The following is a 20,719-nucleotide window of genomic DNA, read 5'->3' on the forward strand; positions in this document are numbered from 1 at the left end:
GGATTTCTAGTTTTTTCAGAAAATTATACATCTAAAATAGTATTTGTGTTCAATAACACTAATTTTGTTTGCACAACATCTTGCTTTGTTGCATTTTGTAAAGCGATTTTGTATAAATTTAATTGGCCTAAATAACGCTGTTTGATCACCGATAGGTTTGCCTCATCATTTGGATCTTTCACAAAATCAGTTTTAAAATCATACAAAACCAAACCTTGATCTGTCTCAAAATATCCATCAATAATCCCATGAACCAGTAATTGATCATCAGATTTTTCTGGATAATCTTTAAATATTTCACTCGCATGCATTAAGAGCGAAAAGGGTTGTTCTCGTTTCAAGCTTGAGGCATGCATTACAAGATCTTGACCAAAATCAGATTCGATAAATTGAACCAACTGATCAATCGAAACACGCGCTGCAACTTTTTCTTCAATCAGCCCTTTAGTCACTAATTCATCTCGAAGCGAGATAAAATCAGCTGCTGTTGGTGTCTTATCAAAAGAAATCAGCTGCATCATTAAATGTGTGGCACTCCCAATTTCAGTTGGTAGAACGCCGGTTTTCCCTGTCATGAATTTAGGTGTTGCGAATTCTTCTTCAACATATCGATAACCACTTGTTCGAACCTGTTTTGTTAAATCTAACCACTCTAACTTTTGTGTATCAGGGTCTTCAAACATCCGTTTAATTTCTGAAACTGATTGATAACTCGTTGTTTTAGTTGCTTGATCATATGGATATTCAAAACTTAAAACATCCGTCACTTCCTTTAGCAAAGCAACATTCGGATCAAGAGATACTTTTATTTCTGACATAGTTTGAGGGCTTTCGGCTTCAAACGCATCCATCGCTAAGACAGCTGCTTCATCAAAGAAGTTTAATGAAATTGGCGCCTGCCACTTTTCCAGACTCAAGATCGGATCAACTTCAATCTCAGGAAAGGCTTTTTGAATGTCTGGCACGCGCATCAAAGTCATCCCAATCCAACCCATTAAACTTTGGTGGCTCAATTTCGTTGCAACAGGTAACTCTGTTTTAGAACTGGTTAAATTTGTTTGCCACTTTTCAAATGCTTTCGCACGACTCTTATACGAGCCCACTAAAAACAGTTTTTGCTCAGCACGCGTAAAGGCGACGTAAAGTTTTCGCATTTCTTCGGCTAACATTTTTTTACGTTTAGCTTCACGAATAATAATGAAGGGCAACGTTTCCGACTTCACGCGTGTTTCTTCATCCAAGTATTTGATTCCTGCACCTAAACTCTCATCAAAAATATAAGGATTGGTGCGAATATCTTGTAAGTTAAATTGTTTCGCTAAATCAAGGACGAATACAACCGGAAACTCTAGTCCCTTACTAGCATGAATTGTCATCACACGCACTGCGTTTTCCACGACCTCGCTAACAGGTTCCGCTAAGTCCTTATCTTTGGCTTGCATCTTTTCAATCAGACGGACAAATTGGAATAAACCTTTAAAACTCATTTCTTCATACGCTTCAGCTCGTTCATACAGAGCATGTAAATTTGCTTGTCGTTGTTTACCTGATGGCATCCCACTAACGTAATCAAGTAAGTCAGTTTCTTCATAAATTGTCCAAATCAAACGCACTAACTCCTCACGACGAGCTAGCTCACGCCAACGATTAAATTGCGTGTAAAAGTTTTTTACTTTTTCAAAACAAGCATCAACCTGTGTCTCTTTAGTCACAAACGCTTCAAGTGCATCATAATAATAATCTTGTGGCGCAAATTCACGAATTCGGACTAAATCATTCTCTTTTAGACCGACAATTGGCGAGCGTAAAACTGATACCAACGGGATATCTTGATACGGATTATCAATCACCTGAAGTAACGCCACCATAATCCGAATTTCCGTTGCTTGAAAATAATTTTGCGTGTCATTAATTGCTAGCGGGATATCCAACTCCTTAAAGACATCTAAAATAACCAGATTATTCTTTTTCGTTGGTGTAAGTAAAACGATATCCGAATACTGAATCGCACGATTTTGACCTGATTTCTTGTCATAAAGCGGAAATTCCTTCGCAACCAGTTCTTTAATTTTTTTACCAACTAATAGTAATTCACCTTGAGTTTTATCGTCAATAACAAAGTCGATATTCTCATCATATTCCGCTTCGCCTTGATCATCAGTCTGACTTTCATAAATCATAATTTCAGTTTGATGTTCCGCACTTTCAGGATAATCTTGGTAGCCAGCTACCAACTGCGCACTTTCATCATAAGCAATTTGGCCTAGTTTCTCGTCCATTAATTGTTCAAAGACTAAATTGGTAAAGTCCAATACTGTTTGTCTTGAACGGAAATTTTCCGCTAAAATAATTCGACGTCCATCATCTTCCGTTTTGTATTGTTCATATTTTTCAATGAACAAAGTCGGATCAGCCAAACGGAACGCATAAATTGATTGCTTCACATCGCCAACCATGAACAAATTACCTTCATTTGTTGCTGGCTGACGTAGCCAGTATAAAATATTTTCTTGCAGGCGATTGATATCTTGATACTCATCGACTAATACTTCACTAAATTTGCCTCGATAATAATCAGAAGCAATTGAAGCCTCCCATTCACCTGCTGTAAATCGTCTCAAGATGTTTAATGTTAGGTGTTCTAAATCATTAAAATCAACAACATTTTTCTTTTCTTTTTCAGCACGAAAAGCAACTAAAAATTGTTTGGTAACTATGACCATTTCTTCCATCAACGGATAAGAGTCATCCATTAATTGAATCATTTCATCCGGTGATAAACTAAAATGGGTTTTTGCAAATTTAGTTAATTGTTTCTTCACACTATCTCGGACTGCTTTGACGTCCTCATAAATTTCCATTATGTCTTCAGTACTATTTTTTTTCGTTGGTCCTTTAATACGGTCGAATTGAAAACCGTGTAATGCTTGATAAAAAGCATCTAGTTCATCCACTTCTAGTAAACGGACTAACTCTCTTAATAATGCAACTTCATTTTGTAAAATTGGCACCGTCTTTTCAAAATCAGGCTCACCTTCAATTAAAGACAATTGAGCCGCTAAACTATCAGTCATCTGATACAAAGAACCTAATAAATCAGGTTTGAAATAATGTTGATAAAGCTCTAAATCACTCAATGTTTTACCTTCGACAGCATACATCTCACTTAACGAATCTAACCAAACCAATGGCTCTGGATTAGCCATTGCAAATTGATGGAGTGAAAAAATCAAATAAGTTAAGCCATTATCATTGCGATCATTCGAAAAATTTTCCGCTAAGCGGTAGAAAGATTCTTGTCTCTCAGCAAATAAGTCTTCGCGTAGTTTATCCCAAACGTCTTCCTTAAGTAACAGATTTTCAGTCTCGTCTGTTAACAAACGAAAAACAGGGTCAATATCAATTAAATAGTAATACTTGCGAATCACTTGTAAACAAAAGGCGTGCAGCGTGCTGATATGTGCCGTTGGTAGCAAACTCAATTGACGCACAAAATGTTGCATTTCTCCTTGTGTCAAATCATCTTCGTTGATTGTTTTTTGAACGGCCACTTGAATCCTTTGCTTCATTTCTTTGGCAGCTGCTTCGGTATAAGTCACAATTAGCAACTCATCGACATTCACACCTGCTTTAATTTTTTGAATGACACGTTCGACCAGCACGGTTGTCTTACCAGAGCCGGCAGAGGCTGAAATTAAGATATTCGTGCCTTCATCGCAAACTGCTTGCCACTGTTTATCAGTAAAATGGCTATCTTTAGGCTTTGTTAGCTGGACCATGGTCATCCTCCTCACTTTGTTTTTCACCTATTACTTCTTCTTTTGTTACTTTATTTAATCGATGGTATTGATTATCCTTTAACATGACATCAAATTGACAAACGCTACGATAAGGACAATAGGTACACGCCACACGTTGTTGGTCCTTATAAGCCGGATTTAATTTGGTTGAACCACTAAAGATAGCTTCACCAGCTTCTCTAAATTTATTTTCATTATCTTTTAGAAGCCAATCAAGTTCCTCATTAGAATAATAATTAGTTGAACGTATAGCCTCTGATTTCAATTTTTTATATGGATAAACAAGCGAAGAGTCACCTGGTTCCACACTACGATCTAATTGTGTCACCATTGATTCGTCATCAACTAGTAATCCATCTAGTCGAAATTCTTTCAGCATCTCGTCTGCCAAGACTTCTTCATCTTTAGCAGTCACACCTGTTAAAACAGGGTTTTGAACATGTAGATAAAAAGCCCCTGCCGCTTTGGCATCTGCATTTTTAACTAGTTTTTCAGCATTACGTAAGGCCACATTCAAATAAGTGATCATTTGTAAGGCAAGACCGTAATAGGCATCGACAAAATTAAACTGATGCTTACTAGATTTATAATCGATTACTGATAAATAATCATCTTGACCAACTTTCATCGCATCTATGCGGTCAATTTTTCCGCGCACTTTTAATTTTTTCTGATTTTGTAAATCAAAATTAAAACCAGCAATGCCGATTTTTTCCCAAGCTTCACCGAATAACAATTCCGTTTGAATGGTCGTCATCCCACTACGCTCACTTTGACGTCGTAACGACCAACTCACACGGTGAATTGTTTTCTCCAATTGATACTTAATATAAGCCATACGCGCACTAGTATCTAAAATGCTAAATCGATGATCGTCCAAAGTGGTTCTCAAAACACGATCGGCTAATTCTTTAACTTCAGCCTCACTTAAGTCTGAAAGCTGTAATTTCGATTGAATGAGTGATTTGAAGAAAGCATCTAACACTTCATGATAAAAATCCCCTGCAGCTGCTGGTGACAATTCATATACACTTCGTTCTTTCAAATGTAAACCATGTTGTAGAAAATAACGATATTGACAATTATAAAAGCCTTCAATCGTTGAAATCGAAGCATGAAGCGTATCGCCATAAAGTGCTTCAACAGATGCTTCATTTAGGTTTTCTGGCGTATTCAGATACGTTAAACTGTCTAAAACGCGGGCTGTTCTTAACGGTAAGAACTTATGCAAACGTTTCTCTAACTGTTGCCAGAGCCATGATAATGGTAAATTTTCTTCCACCAGTCGCTGTTTCAGACTAATAAAATCCCGTAATACCATCTCATTCGTTGAGAAATGGGCCAGCTGGTCTAATGATTTTAGACTTGGAGCAGTAGACCATTCTTCAATTTCTAACCCTAATTTTTGCGTTAAAAGTGTTAAATAATGCGAAGCTTTCAAATCCTTAACTTGATCAATTTGACGTGGATATGTCAATAAAACTTGATCTGTTGCGGATAATAATGCCAAATAAAAAACATAGGGTTCACGTAGATAATCAGTTCGTGCATCCTTTTTTAGAAATTTATCAGCCATTAAATAATCCCGAAAAACAGAACGCTCTTCATCAGAAAGAAGCGACTTATTCTCAACTTTTTGGGGAAATTGTTGATCAGTCACACCAATGATAATGGTGACTTTCTTTTTCTCTGCCTGAACAAAGTCAATAGATGAGACCATCAGTTGATCAACAGTTGCAGGTACCTTTCGGAATGTCACCCCCTCAAGTCCACTTAAAAGCGTTTGTTCAAAGCTCTCAAAATCAAAGGTTTGCTCGCCCAATAACTCGACAAACTCGTCCAATAAATTCATCAATTCTTGCCAAATATGTTCATGGTTCTTAGCTGCCACTAAGTCGCCAGCTTCAATCGCTTGATTTCTCATTTGCCGTAATTGATAAGAGACACCTGAACTTTCCAAAAATGAGTAAAAAAGTTGACAGGCTTCTGCATAAGTTATTGCTTTTTCAAAGTTACTAAAAAACACTGGAATTTGCGTCCGAATATCTCGTCTAACTTCATTAGATACTCTTTGCATCATCGCATCATGCGAGGACTCATCCTCATCAATCGCGTGATACGTATAATATTTCCAGTCCTCTTCTCTTAACCAATCATAACCTTTAAATCCACTGGCTAATACCACATTTTCTGTATAATCAACAGCTTTTCGATAATCTTGTTGTGCTTGTTCCCATTCTGCCAAGCTTTGACTTTCATCGACATCAGGATTAAATAATTCCGTTCTCAAAAAACGCATCAGATCATGATGATGATAATAGTTACTTTTCAAACGAAAGAGTGTTGTCACCCATTCAATTAACGGATGATGCTTCATTTGACTTTCTTCATTCAAGTAGAAAGGAATATCATTGCGCTTAAACACCGGCTCAATAATTTTTTGATATTTAGGTAGGTCACGTGTCAGCACTAAAATATCGCGATAACGATAATTTTTAGTTGCTACCAATTGCCGAATATATTTAGCAACTCGAACAACCTCACCATATGGATCTTCACAAGCACGAATCAGCAAATGTTCCTTTTCAAGTGGATATGTATCATGGGTAACGGTTAATTTCTGACTGTCCTGCCATGCTTCATCTATTTTCAATAAGTTTTCCGTTGTTTCAGTTTGTAGCAACACATCTGACATCACTGGCACACGATTTTGTGTTGCTAAGGTATATAACTCAAAATAAACCTTTCCAGGATGATAAAATAAATCAAAAGGTTCTGGTGGATTTAGCGGATAAGCTTGATTTAAAACCAAACTCACTTTCATCTCACCACCAACTTTAGCAAGGACTTCTAATAATTGTTTCTCAACAGCTGTTAAACTTGAAAAACCTGAGATGATAAACATCACATTTTTTAAATTTTTAGTGCTTAAATAGCTGGCTAACCGTAATTTAATATCCTCTGTTTCACCATTAGCAGAAGCTATTTCTTCCAAGTACGCACGGTAAATTAAATTAAGTTCTGCAAGTTTTTCAACTGCGTCAGATTCTTTTTGATCCACACGTAACTGCGTCACAACATGTTCAAAATCCAGGACAGTAATATCTCCCAACTGGAACTCGTCAAATATTTCGATAAGTTGTTGAATGAATCCTGCTTTATTTAATTCATAGCGATATATTTGGATGTCATCCTCACAAGTTAATAATGCTTGTTTCAAGAGCATTTGCTTACCTGCATCAGATAGTTGTCTTTTTTGATAATCTTCCGTATATTGCATAAAATACCATGCTAAACGCGAAAATGAAAATACCTGAAGACGAGTGCTCGCGATATTTGCAAACTGACTTGTTGTTTCAGAATGTCGTAGTTGATTCAGAACACTTACTTCCGTTTCAAATTTAACGTGGTTAGGCACAACATAAAACACTTCATGCTCGGAAGATGCTACTAACCAATTCTGTGCGTATTCCAATATACACCCGGCATGATTTTCCTTTGCAGAACCGATAATAAACTGGATACTCATTTTTTCGCCTCATTTCTTTCATGATAATTGTAGCTTTAGTTTAACACAAATCAAGACAAGACTTTTCAAAATGAAGCCAAAAAAAGAGTTCGCCACAAGACGAACTCTATTTGTTTATTTAACTGTACCAAACTTACTGAACGGCCAAAATGAGAATTTCGCTTCACCAATCAGGTCTGATTCATTAATAAAACCAACTGCTGGATTGCGACTATCATTTGAATTTTGACGATTGTCCCCCATCACAAAAAAGGTTCCTTCTGGCACTTTCATTTGCCCACTCACTTCTTCCATTTGAAAATCTTTAGTTACTGGAAATCCTTCTGGCAACATGACTTCGTCATCTTCAGAAAGTTTTTTTGTTTCATTCAAGTAAGGTTCTTTCACTTCTTTTTTATTTACCAGTAATTTATCATCTTTAAATTCAATTGTATCTCCTGGTACACCAATCACGCGTTTCACATATTTTTTATTGGGTTGATCCGGTGCCGGGAACGTTACTACATCAGCACGTTCAATTTTTGATCGTTTCAAAACTATCATGCGTTCTCCGTCGACTAAACTTGGATTCATTGAATCCCCTCTAACAGTTACCGGTGTAAAAACAAAAACACGTAATGTCACAAGCACTAATGCAAGACAAACATACCAAATCAGGTCTTTCATCCATGGTTTCAAATTCATTATGTTCTTCCCTCCATCCATCAATTACAAAACAAAAGTTGCGTTACCTAAAAACGACTTAATTAATGCTCGCAACTCTTAAAACTATCCTATTTAACTAAGCCCATCTTATTAATTGGCCAAAACGAAATCCAAACATCTCCTAAAACAGTCTCTTCGTCTATAAAGCCAATCATGCGGCTATCTTTCGAATTTTGTCGATTATCTCCCATGACAAAAAAGTGACCTTCTGGAACCTTTTCACTACCTGTTACCTCCGACATTTTAAAGTCTTTGGTCATTGGTAAACCTTCAGGTAATAACGGTGAACCTGCATCTTCTTTAATTTCTTTCAAGTATGGTTCATCATATTTTTTGCCATTTATTTTTAACTGATCATTCTCAAATTCAATTGTATCTCCTGGCATGCCAATCACGCGCTTAATATATTTCTTCCCGGGATCATCAGGTGCTGGAAAGGTAATAATATCAAACCGTTTAATTTTACTTTGTTTTAAACTGATGACACGTTCGCGATCCACCAAAGTCGGATTCATTGAATCTCCTGAAACGATCACAGACGTAAAAACAAAGACTTGTAAGAGGATTAAAACAATTACTAATCCCACATACCACAAGACATCTTTCATCCATGGTTTAGTATTCATATTTAATTTTCACCTTCAATTCATAATAGATTAATTCTACCATATCGATTAATTTCTGAACAGTTTATCTTATTTTATTCTATAAATTAAAATAATTTCTTCATGAATTGAGTTTAGTTGAAAAAAGTGAACGGAAATACGTCTATTTTATGTTATAGTTCTCTATAGATTACTTTTTAGAAAGGAGAATTTTTATCGAACAGAAAAAATATGGCTTGTGGACCGCAACTTCAATGATTGTCGGCATCTGCGTGGGGTCGGGGATATTTTTTAAAGTTGATGATATCCTAAAATATACTGGAGGCAGTGTTAAACTAGGGGTCCTTGTTTTTATCATTGGTGCCTTTAGTATCATCTTTGGTAGTCTTTCACTAACCAATCTTGAAGCCATGACTGATAATACAGGTGGCATGGTTGCGTACTTTGAAGATTTCTTTAATAAAAAAATCGCCAGTGGCTTCGGATGGTACCAAACCTTCCTCTATTTTCCAACAGTTATTGCGGTTGTTTCTTGGGTTTCTGGCATTTATACAATTTTATTGTTTGAACTTCCCAATACGCTCAATTGGCAAATTGCTATCGGCTTAGTTTATCTCTTAACTTTTTATGCCATTAATATTCTCTCAAAAACAATTGGTGGCCATTTTCAAGTGGTCTCATCAATCATTAAACTAATTCCATTGTTAGGTGTCGGCATCGTAGCATTCTTTTGGCATCAAGCTGCGCCAAGTGTACCGCAAGATATTCCGATTCAACATACTTCTAACGTTGGGTTTGGCTGGTTAGCAGCCCTTGCTCCAATGGCCTTCTCATTTGATGGTTGGCCAATAGCACTAAGTATTTCAAATGAAGTTAAAGATAGTAAAAAAACAATGCCAAAAGCACTTATTTTAGGGCCTCTCATCGTCTTAATTGTCTATCTTTCTTACTTTTTAGGCATGACACACATCCTTGGTTCTGAATATATTCTTTCAGTTGGTGATGGTGCCGTGACAAAAATTGGTGAACTTCTCTTAGGTCGCAGTGGTGAAAAAATTCTACTTTTCTTTGTCTTGATTTCAGTTTTAGGTGTCGTTAATGGTGTTATTTTAGCTCATTTAAGAATGCCAAAAGCACTCATGACAAAACAAATGTTGCCCGTTAAACAATCAAAAACTAAAAATCCAAAAGCTTTCGAGTTACATTCGGCTTTAATTAGTTTTTTAGTTACCATTAGCTGGTATGTGATTCATTATTTCACGCAAAAATTTGGTATTTTGCCAATGGGTGATATTAGCGAAATTGCTGTTGTATTCGGTTATTGTTTCTACATTACTCTTTATATTAAAGTCTTTAAAATGTATCGTAACCAAGAAATTCATCATCGTTTCACAGGTCAAATTGCACCTGTTCTTGCTGTCTTTGGTGGATTAATTATTGTTTTAGGTGGATTCACAACGAGTCCGATTGGTTTACTCTTTTCATTTGCGATTTGTTCTCTGATTTACTTTGCAGGAATTAAGAGTTACCAAAAATTAAATGCGTAAAAAAAAATGCTGAAGCGAAAATTTTCGCTCAGCATTTTTTATTTGTTTAATATTATAATGATTTAAATGTTTTAACAACATTTTCAACAGTGAAACCATAGTTTTCGATAACAGTATTTCCTGGTGCACTTGCACCAAATGTATCGATCCCCATTGCTTTTCCGTCAATACCAACGTAACGTTCCCAACCAAATGTTGCGCCCATTTCAATTGATACACGTTTTCTAACAGCTTTAGGTAAAACACTTTCTTGATAAGCTGCATCTTGTTTGTCGAATAACATTGTTGATGGCATTGAAACGACAGACACATCAATACCCTCTTTTTTCAATTCTTTTTGAGCTTCCATTGCTAAGTTCACTTCAGAACCAGTTGCTATTAAGATACCGTCAGCTGCGCTACCTGCTGCAGGTGATAATACATAAGCACCTTTTTCAAGTGAAGCATATGCTTTTTCTTTTGTTCCTTCTAAAACAGGAAGATTTTGTCTAGATAAAGCTAAAACAGTTGGCGTTTCAGTTGCAGTTGCAGCTAATTTCCATGCTGCTGACACTTCATTACCGTCAGCTGGACGAATTAAGTTAACATTTGGTAAGCCACGTAAGCTTGATAATTGTTCAATCGGTTCATGTGTAGGTCCATCTTCACCAACAGCAATTGAATCATGCGTTAAGACATAAGTCACTGGTGCATTTTGAATCGCAGCTAAACGAATGGCAGCTTTCAAGTAATCCACGAAAACGAAGAATGTTGCGCCATAAACTTTAGTACCACCATGTAAAGCAATACCGTTCATTGCAGCAGCCATACCAAATTCACGAACACCAAACCAGATGTTTCGTCCTTCGTATTGACCAGGTTCAAAGTCTTTTTCTGCAGCCATCATTGTGTTGTTTGAAGAAGATAAGTCAGCTGATCCACCCCAAAGATTAGGCACGTTAGCACCTAAAGCTTGGATTGCTTCTTTACTTGTAATACGACTTGCAGCACTTTCGCCAACTTCGTAAGACGGTAAAACTTCTTCTAGATCAACAGTAATTTCTTGATTGAAGCTTGCTTTGAATTGTTTTGCTAATTCAGGATAAGTTTTTTCATATTCAGCAAACACTTCATTCCACGCGTTTTCAGCTTGTTGTCCTTCTTTAATCATTGTTTCTTGGAAACGAGCCGCAACTTCTTCAGGAACAGTGAAATCAGGATATTCCCATCCGTAAACTGATTTCGCATGTTTGATTCCGTCAGCACCTAATGGCGCACCGTGAACTTTGTTTGTACCTTCGTTTGGCGCACCAAAACCGATAACAGTTTTGATTTCGATGATTGTTGGTTTATTAGTTTCAGCTTTTGCTTCATCAATAGCTTTAGAAATAGCTTCTAAATCATTACCATCTTTAACTAAAATATGTTGCCAACCAGTTGCTTCGAAACGCCCTTTAACGCTTTCGCTAAAGGCTTTGTCTAAAGGTCCATCTAAAGAAATATCATTTGAATCGTATAATACGATTAATTTGTCTAATTTCAAGTGACCAGCTAAGCTGACAGCTTCTTGAGAAATACCTTCCATTAAGTCACCATCGCCACAAAGAGCATATGTATAGTGGTCAACAATTTTTAAATTGTCTTTATTATAAGTTGCAGCAAGATGCGCTTCTGCCATTGCAAAACCAACACTCATTGCAATTCCTTGTCCAAGAGGACCTGTTGTTGCTTCAACACCATCAGTATGTCCCACTTCAGGGTGACCTGGTGTTAAGCTATCCCATTGACGGAATTGTTTTAATTCTGACATTGGTAAGTTATAGCCTGATAAGTGAAGTAAACTATATAACATAGAAGAACCATGTCCTGCAGAAAGAATGAAACGATCGCGGTCAACCCAATTTCTACCAGTTGATGGATTTACTTTCAAGTGTTTTGTCCATAAAGCATAAGCCATTGGTGCAGCACCTAATGGTAACCCTGGGTGTCCTGAGTTTGCTTTTTGAATCATATCCAAACTTAATGTACGTACTGTATTAACTCCTAATTGATCTGTTTTATCAAACATATAAAAGCCTCCTGTTTTTAGGTTTTTTTTACCTTTATTCATATTCTACTCACTTTATTTGCCTTTTGCAAGGCTTTTCATCAAAATAACGATACTTTTTTAACGCCCATGAATTCCTTTTTCTTTTTGGATTTCTTTTAATTTATCAGGGGTTACATCCGTACCATCATCATCGACAACTTTCATTCCTTCTATATGATGACGCATCCCACTTCTAAAGTTTTTTAGATACTCTTCACGTAATTTTTTTTGTTCGTCTTGCTCAGATAAAGTTAAACCTTCACTAGTTTTAGCTTTTTTTGCAAGCGCATTAATTCGTTGCAATTTCTCTTTAGATAACATCATTAATTGCCTCCTAAATGGTCTTGAGCTAAGAATAACGCATCTACGCATAAAAAACAATTTTTTTATAAAAATGCGAACAAATGTTTGATATTGACTTTTTAGTATGCTATTATGATTTTAAATAAAGTGATTCTAAGGAGGGCAAGATTCTTGGCAAAGAGACTATCTACAAGACAAATTGAAATCTTAAGTTGCATCCATCATCATGTAACAGATAAAGGCTATCCACCTACTGTGAGAGAAATCTGTGAAACTGTCAATTTATCATCAACATCGACAGTCCATGGACACCTTGCAAGATTAGAAAAGAAAGGCCTCATTCAGAGAGATCCAACTAAACCAAGGGCCTTAGAATTATCGCAAGAAGCGCTGGATATTATTGGCGTCAAACCTAATGTAATTCCATTACTAGGTGTGGTAACGGCTGGTGAACCTATTCTAGCTGTTGAAGATGCCTCTGATTTTTTCCCAATACCACCCCACTTAAAATATGAAGAGAATTCACTCTTTATGTTGACAATTCGTGGTGAAAGTATGATTAATGCAGGGATTTTTGATGGTGATCATGTCATTGTTCGTAAACAATCAACAGCAAATAATGGCGATATTATTATTGCTATGACTGATGAAAATGAAGCAACCTGTAAACGATTCTTCAAAGAAAAATCATTCTATCGCTTACAACCTGAAAACGATTCAATGGAACCTATTATCTTAAATAATGTTAGCATTTTAGGTAAAGTTGTTAGTTTATATCGAAGTAAAATATAGAGCTCACTGCTTTATATTTTTTTACTCAAGAAAAGAACGTACGTTCGCATCTGTTTAAATTAGGAGGACTTTTTATGTATACTGTAAGATTATCAGCACTATTATTAATTGTTTTGACACTTGGGATTTTACTTGGTTTCTTAGGCTGGAAAGTTGCTTTAACTGTTCTTGTTCCATTAATTTTTGTTTGGTTAATGAACTGGGATGAAAAATCATACCTTAAACAACAACACGAACATCATTACTATTAAATCGCCACTTGTGTTTTCACTTAAAATCTTCTAATCTTAACTTACTCAAAGTAAATATAAAGGAGATTCTATAGTATGAAAACAACAGTTCAACTTCTCGAAGAATTAACAAATATCCCCTCCCCAACTGGAGATACACAATCCATTATCTCTCACCTTGGAAGCATTCTTGACGAACAGCATATTCCAAATCATAAAACAAATAAAGGCGGCCTGATGGTAACCATGCCAGGCGAAAATGATAACGAACATCGTTTTATCACAGCACACATTGACACATTAGGTGCAATGGTGCGGGCCATTAAACCAGATGGCCGTCTTAAAATTGATTTAATTGGTGGTTTTAATTTTAACGCGATTGAAGGCGAATATTGTACTATCCATTCAGAAAACAAATCTTTTACCGGTACGATCATGATGCACCAAACCAGTGTTCACGTTTATCGTGATGCAGGAACAGCTAAAAGAAACCAAGAAAATATTGAAATTCGACTTGATGAAAAAACGTCTTCTATAGAAGAAACTCGTGCTCTTGGTATTGAAGTTGGTGATTTTGTTAGTTTTGATCCTCGGACTGAAATTACTTCTAGCGGTTTTATTAAATCTCGTCATTTGGATGATAAAGTTTCTGCCGCAATCTTACTGCAATTTTTAATCCAACATAAAGAAGAAAAACTACCTGTCACAACACATTTCTTCTTCTCTAATAATGAGGAGATTGGTTATGGTGGAAATTCAAACATCGATCCTCGTGTGGTTGAATATGTTGCCGTTGATATGGGAGCCATGGGTGATGACCAACAGACAGACGAATATACTGTCAGTATTTGTGTCAAAGATGCAAGCGGTCCTTATCACTTAGGTTTAAGAAAACATCTTAAAGCACTTTGCGATACTCATGATATTCCGTACCAACTTGATATCTATCCGTTTTACGGTAGTGATGCTTCTGCGGCAATGAAAGCTGGTGCAGATGTAAAACATGGTTTGTTTGGAGCTGGAATTGAATCAAGCCATGCGTTAGAACGTACTCATCAAGAATCGGTTGATGCTACTGAGAAACTTGTAACCCACTATCTATTCAGTCCACTAAGTGAATAAACGCGAAGTAATTCATACTTACCGTTTTATTTGACCTTTTATGAACTAACGGGTATAGTAGATGTATAAGCTTATATTATAGTGTAGGGTTTTCCCTATGATGAGCAGGCAAAAGTAGATTGCTTAAGTTTTATTTTCTACTGCATGAATGAAATGATTCGCTCACTTCAGTTATGTGCCGCGCTTTTTAATCTAAGTTTATGTTCGTCAGTTTCATTTGTCTGACATTCAGATGAAACTGCAGCAAGCTAATCGGAATGCTCAATCACACGATTAAAACTGCTAAAGTAAATAAACGAACTGAATTAAGAACTTATTCTGAAGGAGGAAGATTATTTATGTCAGTAGTATTAAAAGTAGAAGAAAGAGCGACTAGACCAAGATCTATTCGTAGAAGTTTAAGAGAGGCTGGACAAGTTCCTGCAGCAATCAACGGAAATGGATTATCACATATCTCAATTTCTTTAGATGCAGCTGAGTTAGAAAAAGCAATTCGCGAAAACGGATTAAACGCTGTTTATAACTTAGAACTTAACGGAAAAAAAATAAGTACATTATTACATACTTATGAATTAGACACATTTTCAAAAGCTTGGATTCATGCAGAGTTCTTAGCTGTTGATATGAACGAAGAACAAGAAGTTGAAGCTGATTTAGTTCTTGAAGGCTTACCTAAAGGTGTTAAAGCTGGTGGAATTATCGAGCAAAACTTATACACTGTTATCGTTTCTGCAACACCTGATAAATTACCAGAACGTGTTGAAGTTGATGTAACAGCGCTAGAAATTGGTGACTCATTAACAGTTAAAGATATTCCTGCAAGTGCAGACTTTACAATTATCACAGATGTCGAAGAACAAATCTGTGCGGTTGTTGAAGCTAAAGCTGTTGTTGAACCTGAAGAAGCTGGCGAAGCAGCTGAACCAGAAGTAATCAATGCTAAACCAGCAGAATAATTAAAAGCAATGGTAGGGACTGACGTTTTCGTCGGTCTCTCTTTTTTTATCCCACACTTTCTCGACTGTTAAATCTTTAATAAGATTCTACAGAAATTAGAAATCACGAGATAGCATGTGTTAGACTGTTAAAGTCGTATAAAAATATAGAGGAGACTTTTCATGACAGGAATAGATAAAATAAATTACTACACTCCCAACACTTATGTCGATTTAGTAGAACTTGCTGAAGCAAGAGGTATTGATCCCGATAAATTTACAATTGGTATAGGTCAATCTAAAATGGCTGTCCCAACACTAACACAAGATGCTGTAGCAATGGCAGCCAATGCTGCTCTCCCCCTCCTAACTGAAAATGAACGTGAGACAATTGACATGGTGATTGTCGGTACCGAGTCAGGTATCGATCAATCGAAATCAATCGCTACTTTTGTCCATCAATTGCTGGATATTCACCCCTTTGCTAAAGCAATTGAAATCAAACAGGCATGCTACGGCGCGACTGCAGGATTGATGATGGCACGTGATTACGTCAGCCAACATCCCAACCGCAAAGCTTTAGTAATTGCAACTGATATTGCCAAATATGGCCTCGCAACAGGGGGCGAAGTCACACAAGGTGCTGGAGCGGTTGCAATGATTGTTGCAAGTGAGCCACGCATTCTAGAACTTCACGATGATAACGTCGCCATGAGTGACAACATCTTTGATTTTTGGCGTCCCAATTATTCAGAAATGGCATTTGTTGACGGAAAATTTTCAAATGAGGCCTATATGACTTTCTTTGAAAAAATTTGGACAGAATATACAAAGAGAACGACTCATTCTTTTGAAAATTTTGCGGCATTGTGTTTCCACTTGCCTTATACCAAAATGGGGAAAAAAGCACTTCTACCACTTCTCGACACACAAGAGGATGCAATCAAAACACGTTTACTCGCAAGATATGATGAAAGTACCGCATACACACGCGAGATTGGCAATATTTACACCGGTTCACTCTACTTAAGCTTATTAGCGTTACTTAACCGTTCAAATGCACTCACGTCAGGAGATATAATTGGATTATTCAGCTATGGCTCAGGGGCAGTTGGCGAATTTTTCACTGGAACACTTGTTGCAGGATATGAAAAACAATTACGTCAAAACGAAAACGAAGCACTTTTAGAAAACCGTACGAAATTAACCATTAACCAATATGAATCAATTTTCAAACAATCACTACCAAAAAATGGTTCTAACGTTACCTTAAAACAAGATTTAGACAATGGTCACTTCTACCTGAGCCAAATCACAAACCATATGCGACAATACAGCCATAACAAGTGAGGTAAAATTTTGAATAAAATATTTGACCAATATTATAAAAAAACGCGATCAGAACGTTTGATGATTCTTAAAGAACAACATTTAATGGACGATACTGAACTTGCCTATTTTGAAAATAATACCCAAATGACACCAGAAGTTGCAGATGCTTTAATTGAAAACCAAATCACGCAGTTTACTTTACCAGAAGGTCTTGCGCTCAATTTCAAAATCAATCAGCGTGATTGTATTATTCCAATGGTCACTGAAGAACCTTCCGTAATTGCTGCTGCAAGCCATGCAGCAAAAGTTTTTTCGGAAGAAGGATTCACGTCTAAAACCAACATCATAGGAATGATTGGTCAAATTATCCTTCCAGACGTCTGTCAGCCAGAAGAAATCATTGACAAATTAAAGGCAAACGAAGAAACAATCAAACAAACAGCCGCCTTAGCCCATCCTTCAATCGTCAAAAGAGGTGGCGGTTTACAAAATATTGACTATCGAACGATTTCAGATTCTGAAACAGGAATGGTATTTGTTACCCTTCATCTGATTATTGATACAAAGGACGCAATGGGCGCGAATATTGTCAATACGATTCTTGAAGGTGTCAAGCCACTCATCGAAAGCTTGACCATGATGACTCCATTAATGAGCATCCTAAGCAATTTCAATACCACGTCGTGCGTCACAGCAACTTGCCAAGTCAAAATCGAGAAGCTACCCAACAAGTCTGCATTTTCCAATTTAGAACTTGCCGAGCGAATTGTTGCTGCTGATCGATATGCGAAACTGGATCCTTATCGTGCGGCAACACATAATAAAGGCATCATGAATGGTATTGATGCCGTGATTATCGCAACAGGCAACGACCCACGCGCAGTTGAAGCTGGTATTCATGCCTATGCTAGTCGAAATGGGCAGTATCAAGGCTTAACCTCTTGGACAATTAAGGATGACATGCTAAAAGGAGAGATCACACTCCCATTAGCGCTTGGTACGGTTGGTGGCGCAATTTCTGTCTTGCCGCATGCCAAAGCAAATCTAAATTTGATGCAAGTCACTCACGCCGATGAACTTGCTGAAATCATTGCGGCCGTCGGACTCGCACAAAACTTTGCAGCCCTTAAAGCTCTCGTTAGCGAAGGCATTCAAAAAGGACATATGAGCCTTCATGCCAGTTCGCTCGCCATCCAAGTTGGAGCAGTTGGTGAGGAGATAGAACGCCTCACTGAACAATTGAAGACTGCTGAAAAAATGAATAGACAAGTTGCGCTAGAGATGTTAGCTCGCATTCGGAAAAGTTAATTCAAAATAAACGTCCACTTCTGATAGAACAATGTAGTGGACGCTTTGCTTTTTGGCATCAAATGTCACTGATTGACAGCAATTCTTACTCGCTATTGTAAGACTCAAGATTAATCGTTTCTTTGTAGCTATTTGTATAGAATATTTTTTATCGAGACAGTTTCTTTTCTGATAGAATTTATATTAGTAAGGCACCTATAACTAGTTAAACAGTACTACCTAAAATTCCAGTACCATCGATTGATAAGCCAACAATAAGTGGTAATATTGAAAATAAAGTGAGTAATCCAAATGTAAGAATAAATATATTCCCATATATTATTCGCTGTTTTAAATATTTGACCATCAGTAAGTCAAATATTCCAATGACAAAAAATAATACGTAAATTAATAGGACAATTGAATATGATATCACAAAAATACTCTCTGGTGAAGATTCAAGAAAACCTTTAGGCATTCCAATACCAAGAGCAAATAGCAGAATTCCAAAAACGAAAAATGCTATCAAAGTCCCCCCTAATCGTGTCATAAATCCCATTGAATATACATCACCTTCACGTTTAAGAATTGATTTTCTAACGATTTTTCTACTCTCTTCAAAACCGGATTGAAACAATTTTTTATCGATAATAAACACTTCCTTTAAACCAGTTTTCACTACTTAATACTTTTTAGTATGACTTTTTTGCGACATCATTTCTTTTGATTTTTTCTCTGCATTTTTTTATTCAACTTTAGCAAAAAGTTTAGTCCCATTCCTGCAGATATAATAAAAAAAATGATATAAACCAGGATTAGAAAGCCTTGATGTTTAACGTATTTCATTAATTCTAGCGGAAAAATGATGAGCATGAAAACAAAAAATAATTGTATAAGAAAATAAAACTTTATAACTTGATCTACACGTTCCTTTGTCAATATTTTCTCGTATGAATCATTATACTCACTGTGGTTAATACCATACTTTTTCATTTTCTCAAATCCACAAATCGCAATATAATAAATTAAGACTACTTCGTAACTTTTAAATAAATAATTAAACACACTGATATTTCCCACCTTAAAAATATAACTAATTATTATTGGTATACTCAAAACAAATATATGACATACAAAGTATTTAAATGTATTTTTCATGTTTTTCTCCTAATTTAATCCTATTTATGTATAAACCAATGCTTAGATTCCAAAATATCTCCTATTTAATTTTTTTCATCTGTTAGTTCCTTATTCTTTATGATATCCATCAATAACTACATTTTGCCTTGTTCTTAGAAGAAAATTTATACCCAAGGCAAAGGTTGTGATAAATGACGTAACATATAAAATTATTAAAATCCTTTGTTTATCAACATATTTTATTAAATTTAATGGAATAACTATTAATGTTAATGGGAAAAATAGTTGCATTATAGATGTATGCTTAATGTATATGTCGACACGAGATTTAGTTAATGTTTTCTCATATGGATCTTTGTATTCACTACGATTAAAAGCAGCCTCTTTCATTTTCTCCAATCCATAAATTGGTATGTAAAAAAATAAAACTCCTTCAAAAACCCCAATAAAATATTTAAACTCATAAGTATTACCTAATTGAAAAGTCAAATTGATAGCAATTGGTATACAGAACACTAGTACGTGACAAAGACTATATTTTAATAAATTTTTCATAATATTCTCCTAATTCAATCCAATTTTTGGATATCTAACTTTTATTTTTCCACCTGCAAAAAATGCAATGTTAATCTCCTCGGTTTTAGTATAAAGTCCTACGTGAGGTAAAAGTTGTAAATGCTTAGTTTCTGTTATTTCTTGACCAAATCCAGCCTGAATTGGATTTGAGTCAATATCTTGGACACATTTTAGTAGAATTTTTTGTGAATGAAATTCAACAAGGGATGACTAGTCAACTCAATTCAGTCAACAAAAACAAAATGGAAAAATATTTTGATATCAACACACATAATATTTTGCTGACGTTGCCGAGTATAAATATAATAAAAATCATCGGAATTTTGGACGCCGGATAAACATGGATAGATTTTCCTGAAAGGCTAAATCGATATGAACTCATATTAAAGGAGGATGGAAAGAATCCGGATGCGATAGGAAAAGCACTTTTTGGTTTAATGAAAGAATTAAGCCATAATTTTTCGAAAATCTTTCAGTCCATCACATCTGATAATGGGATAGAATTTCCAGGTTTAACCAGTCTCTTTCAAAATGAATTGGCGGTCTATTTCACACATCCTTACTCATCTTGGGAACGTGGGACCAACGAAAATCATCATCGAATGATCCATCGTTTCATTCCTAAAGGGACAAAAAATCAGTACAGTTAGCGTATCAAACATGAAATATATCCAACAATGGATAAACAGTTTACCAAGAAAGGTGATGGGCTACGCAACACCTTATGAGTCTGTTATTAATGAAATCT

General features: G+C 36.0%; 16 protein-coding genes. 8 read left to right on the plus strand and 8 right to left on the minus strand.

The window, feature by feature from the left end:
- Positions 1-23 precede the first annotated feature (23 nt).
- From addA to lepB (ESZ54_RS08820), 4 genes are all read right to left on the minus strand, one after another.
- Positions 24-3,785 carry a helicase-exonuclease AddAB subunit AddA gene (gene addA, locus ESZ54_RS08805; protein WP_136137386.1) on the minus strand — a complete coding sequence of 1,254 codons (3,762 nt, stop codon included), beginning with the start codon at positions 3,783-3,785 and terminating at the stop codon, positions 24-26.
- Positions 3,757-7,329, minus strand: coding sequence for a PD-(D/E)XK nuclease family protein (locus tag ESZ54_RS08810; RefSeq protein WP_136137307.1), 3,573 nt, complete (start codon positions 7,327-7,329; stop codon positions 3,757-3,759). The genes addA and ESZ54_RS08810 overlap by 29 nt, the downstream gene beginning before the upstream one ends.
- Positions 7,330-7,443: 114 nt before the next feature.
- Positions 7,444-8,013, minus strand: coding sequence for a signal peptidase I (lepB, locus tag ESZ54_RS08815; RefSeq protein ID WP_136137308.1), 570 nt, complete (start codon positions 8,011-8,013; stop codon positions 7,444-7,446).
- 89 nt (positions 8,014-8,102) lie between these two features.
- Positions 8,103-8,660, minus strand: coding sequence for a signal peptidase I (gene lepB / locus ESZ54_RS08820; RefSeq protein WP_136137309.1), 558 nt, complete (start codon positions 8,658-8,660; stop codon positions 8,103-8,105).
- Between the two features lie 215 nt (positions 8,661-8,875).
- Between lepB (ESZ54_RS08820) and ESZ54_RS08825 the strand changes: the two genes are divergently transcribed.
- Positions 8,876-10,186 carry an APC family permease gene (locus ESZ54_RS08825; protein WP_275426551.1) on the plus strand — a complete coding sequence of 437 codons (1,311 nt, stop codon included), beginning with the start codon at positions 8,876-8,878 and terminating at the stop codon, positions 10,184-10,186.
- A gap of 52 nt (positions 10,187-10,238) precedes the next feature.
- Here ESZ54_RS08825 and tkt read toward each other — a convergent pair whose 3' ends face one another.
- Positions 10,239-12,233, minus strand: a complete 1,995-nt coding sequence (tkt, locus tag ESZ54_RS08830) for a transketolase (RefSeq protein ID WP_136137311.1) — start codon at positions 12,231-12,233, stop codon at positions 10,239-10,241.
- 99 nt (positions 12,234-12,332) lie between these two features.
- A complete protein-coding gene (locus tag ESZ54_RS08835) occupies positions 12,333-12,575 on the minus strand; it encodes a DUF896 family protein (RefSeq protein ID WP_136137387.1) in 243 nt (80 codons plus the stop codon).
- Between the two features lie 114 nt (positions 12,576-12,689).
- Between ESZ54_RS08835 and lexA the strand changes: the two genes are divergently transcribed.
- From lexA to ESZ54_RS08860, 6 genes are all read left to right on the plus strand, one after another.
- The gene (gene lexA, locus ESZ54_RS08840) at positions 12,690-13,349 is read left to right on the plus strand and encodes a transcriptional repressor LexA (protein WP_420824362.1); all 660 of its coding nucleotides are present in this window, start codon (positions 12,690-12,692) and stop codon (positions 13,347-13,349) included.
- 74 nt (positions 13,350-13,423) lie between these two features.
- Positions 13,424-13,600 (plus strand): hypothetical protein, encoded by a 177-nt coding sequence (locus ESZ54_RS12575; protein ID WP_204249531.1) that lies wholly within the window; start codon positions 13,424-13,426, stop codon positions 13,598-13,600.
- A 75-nt stretch (positions 13,601-13,675) separates the two neighbouring features.
- Positions 13,676-14,701: a M42 family metallopeptidase gene (locus tag ESZ54_RS08845; protein ID WP_136137313.1), complete on the plus strand. Its 1,026-nt coding sequence runs from the start codon at positions 13,676-13,678 to the stop codon at positions 14,699-14,701.
- 338 nt (positions 14,702-15,039) lie between these two features.
- Positions 15,040-15,657, plus strand: coding sequence for a 50S ribosomal protein L25/general stress protein Ctc (locus ESZ54_RS08850; RefSeq protein WP_136137314.1), 618 nt, complete (start codon positions 15,040-15,042; stop codon positions 15,655-15,657).
- A 162-nt stretch (positions 15,658-15,819) separates the two neighbouring features.
- Positions 15,820-16,986 carry a hydroxymethylglutaryl-CoA synthase gene (locus tag ESZ54_RS08855; RefSeq protein WP_136137315.1) on the plus strand — a complete coding sequence of 389 codons (1,167 nt, stop codon included), beginning with the start codon at positions 15,820-15,822 and terminating at the stop codon, positions 16,984-16,986.
- Between the two features lie 9 nt (positions 16,987-16,995).
- Complete coding sequence (locus tag ESZ54_RS08860) at positions 16,996-18,276, plus strand: hydroxymethylglutaryl-CoA reductase, degradative (RefSeq protein ID WP_239433788.1); 1,281 nt, start codon at positions 16,996-16,998, stop codon at positions 18,274-18,276.
- A gap of 205 nt (positions 18,277-18,481) precedes the next feature.
- Here the strand turns inward: ESZ54_RS08860 and ESZ54_RS08865 are convergent, their stop codons facing one another.
- The gene (locus ESZ54_RS08865) at positions 18,482-18,934 is read right to left on the minus strand and encodes a hypothetical protein (protein ID WP_136137316.1); all 453 of its coding nucleotides are present in this window, start codon (positions 18,932-18,934) and stop codon (positions 18,482-18,484) included.
- A gap of 569 nt (positions 18,935-19,503) precedes the next feature.
- Positions 19,504-19,950 (minus strand): hypothetical protein, encoded by a 447-nt coding sequence (locus ESZ54_RS08870; RefSeq protein WP_136137317.1) that lies wholly within the window; start codon positions 19,948-19,950, stop codon positions 19,504-19,506.
- Between the two features lie 365 nt (positions 19,951-20,315).
- Here ESZ54_RS08870 and ESZ54_RS08875 point away from each other — a divergent pair, with 365 nt between their 5' ends.
- On the plus strand, positions 20,316-20,621 hold the full coding sequence (locus ESZ54_RS08875) for an IS30 family transposase (RefSeq protein WP_136137318.1): 306 nt from the start codon (positions 20,316-20,318) through the stop codon (positions 20,619-20,621).
- Positions 20,622-20,719 lie beyond the last annotated feature (98 nt).

The sequence above is a fragment of the Vagococcus silagei genome (assembly GCF_004795745.1).
In the GTDB taxonomy this organism is placed as follows: domain Bacteria; phylum Bacillota; class Bacilli; order Lactobacillales; family Vagococcaceae; genus Vagococcus; species Vagococcus silagei.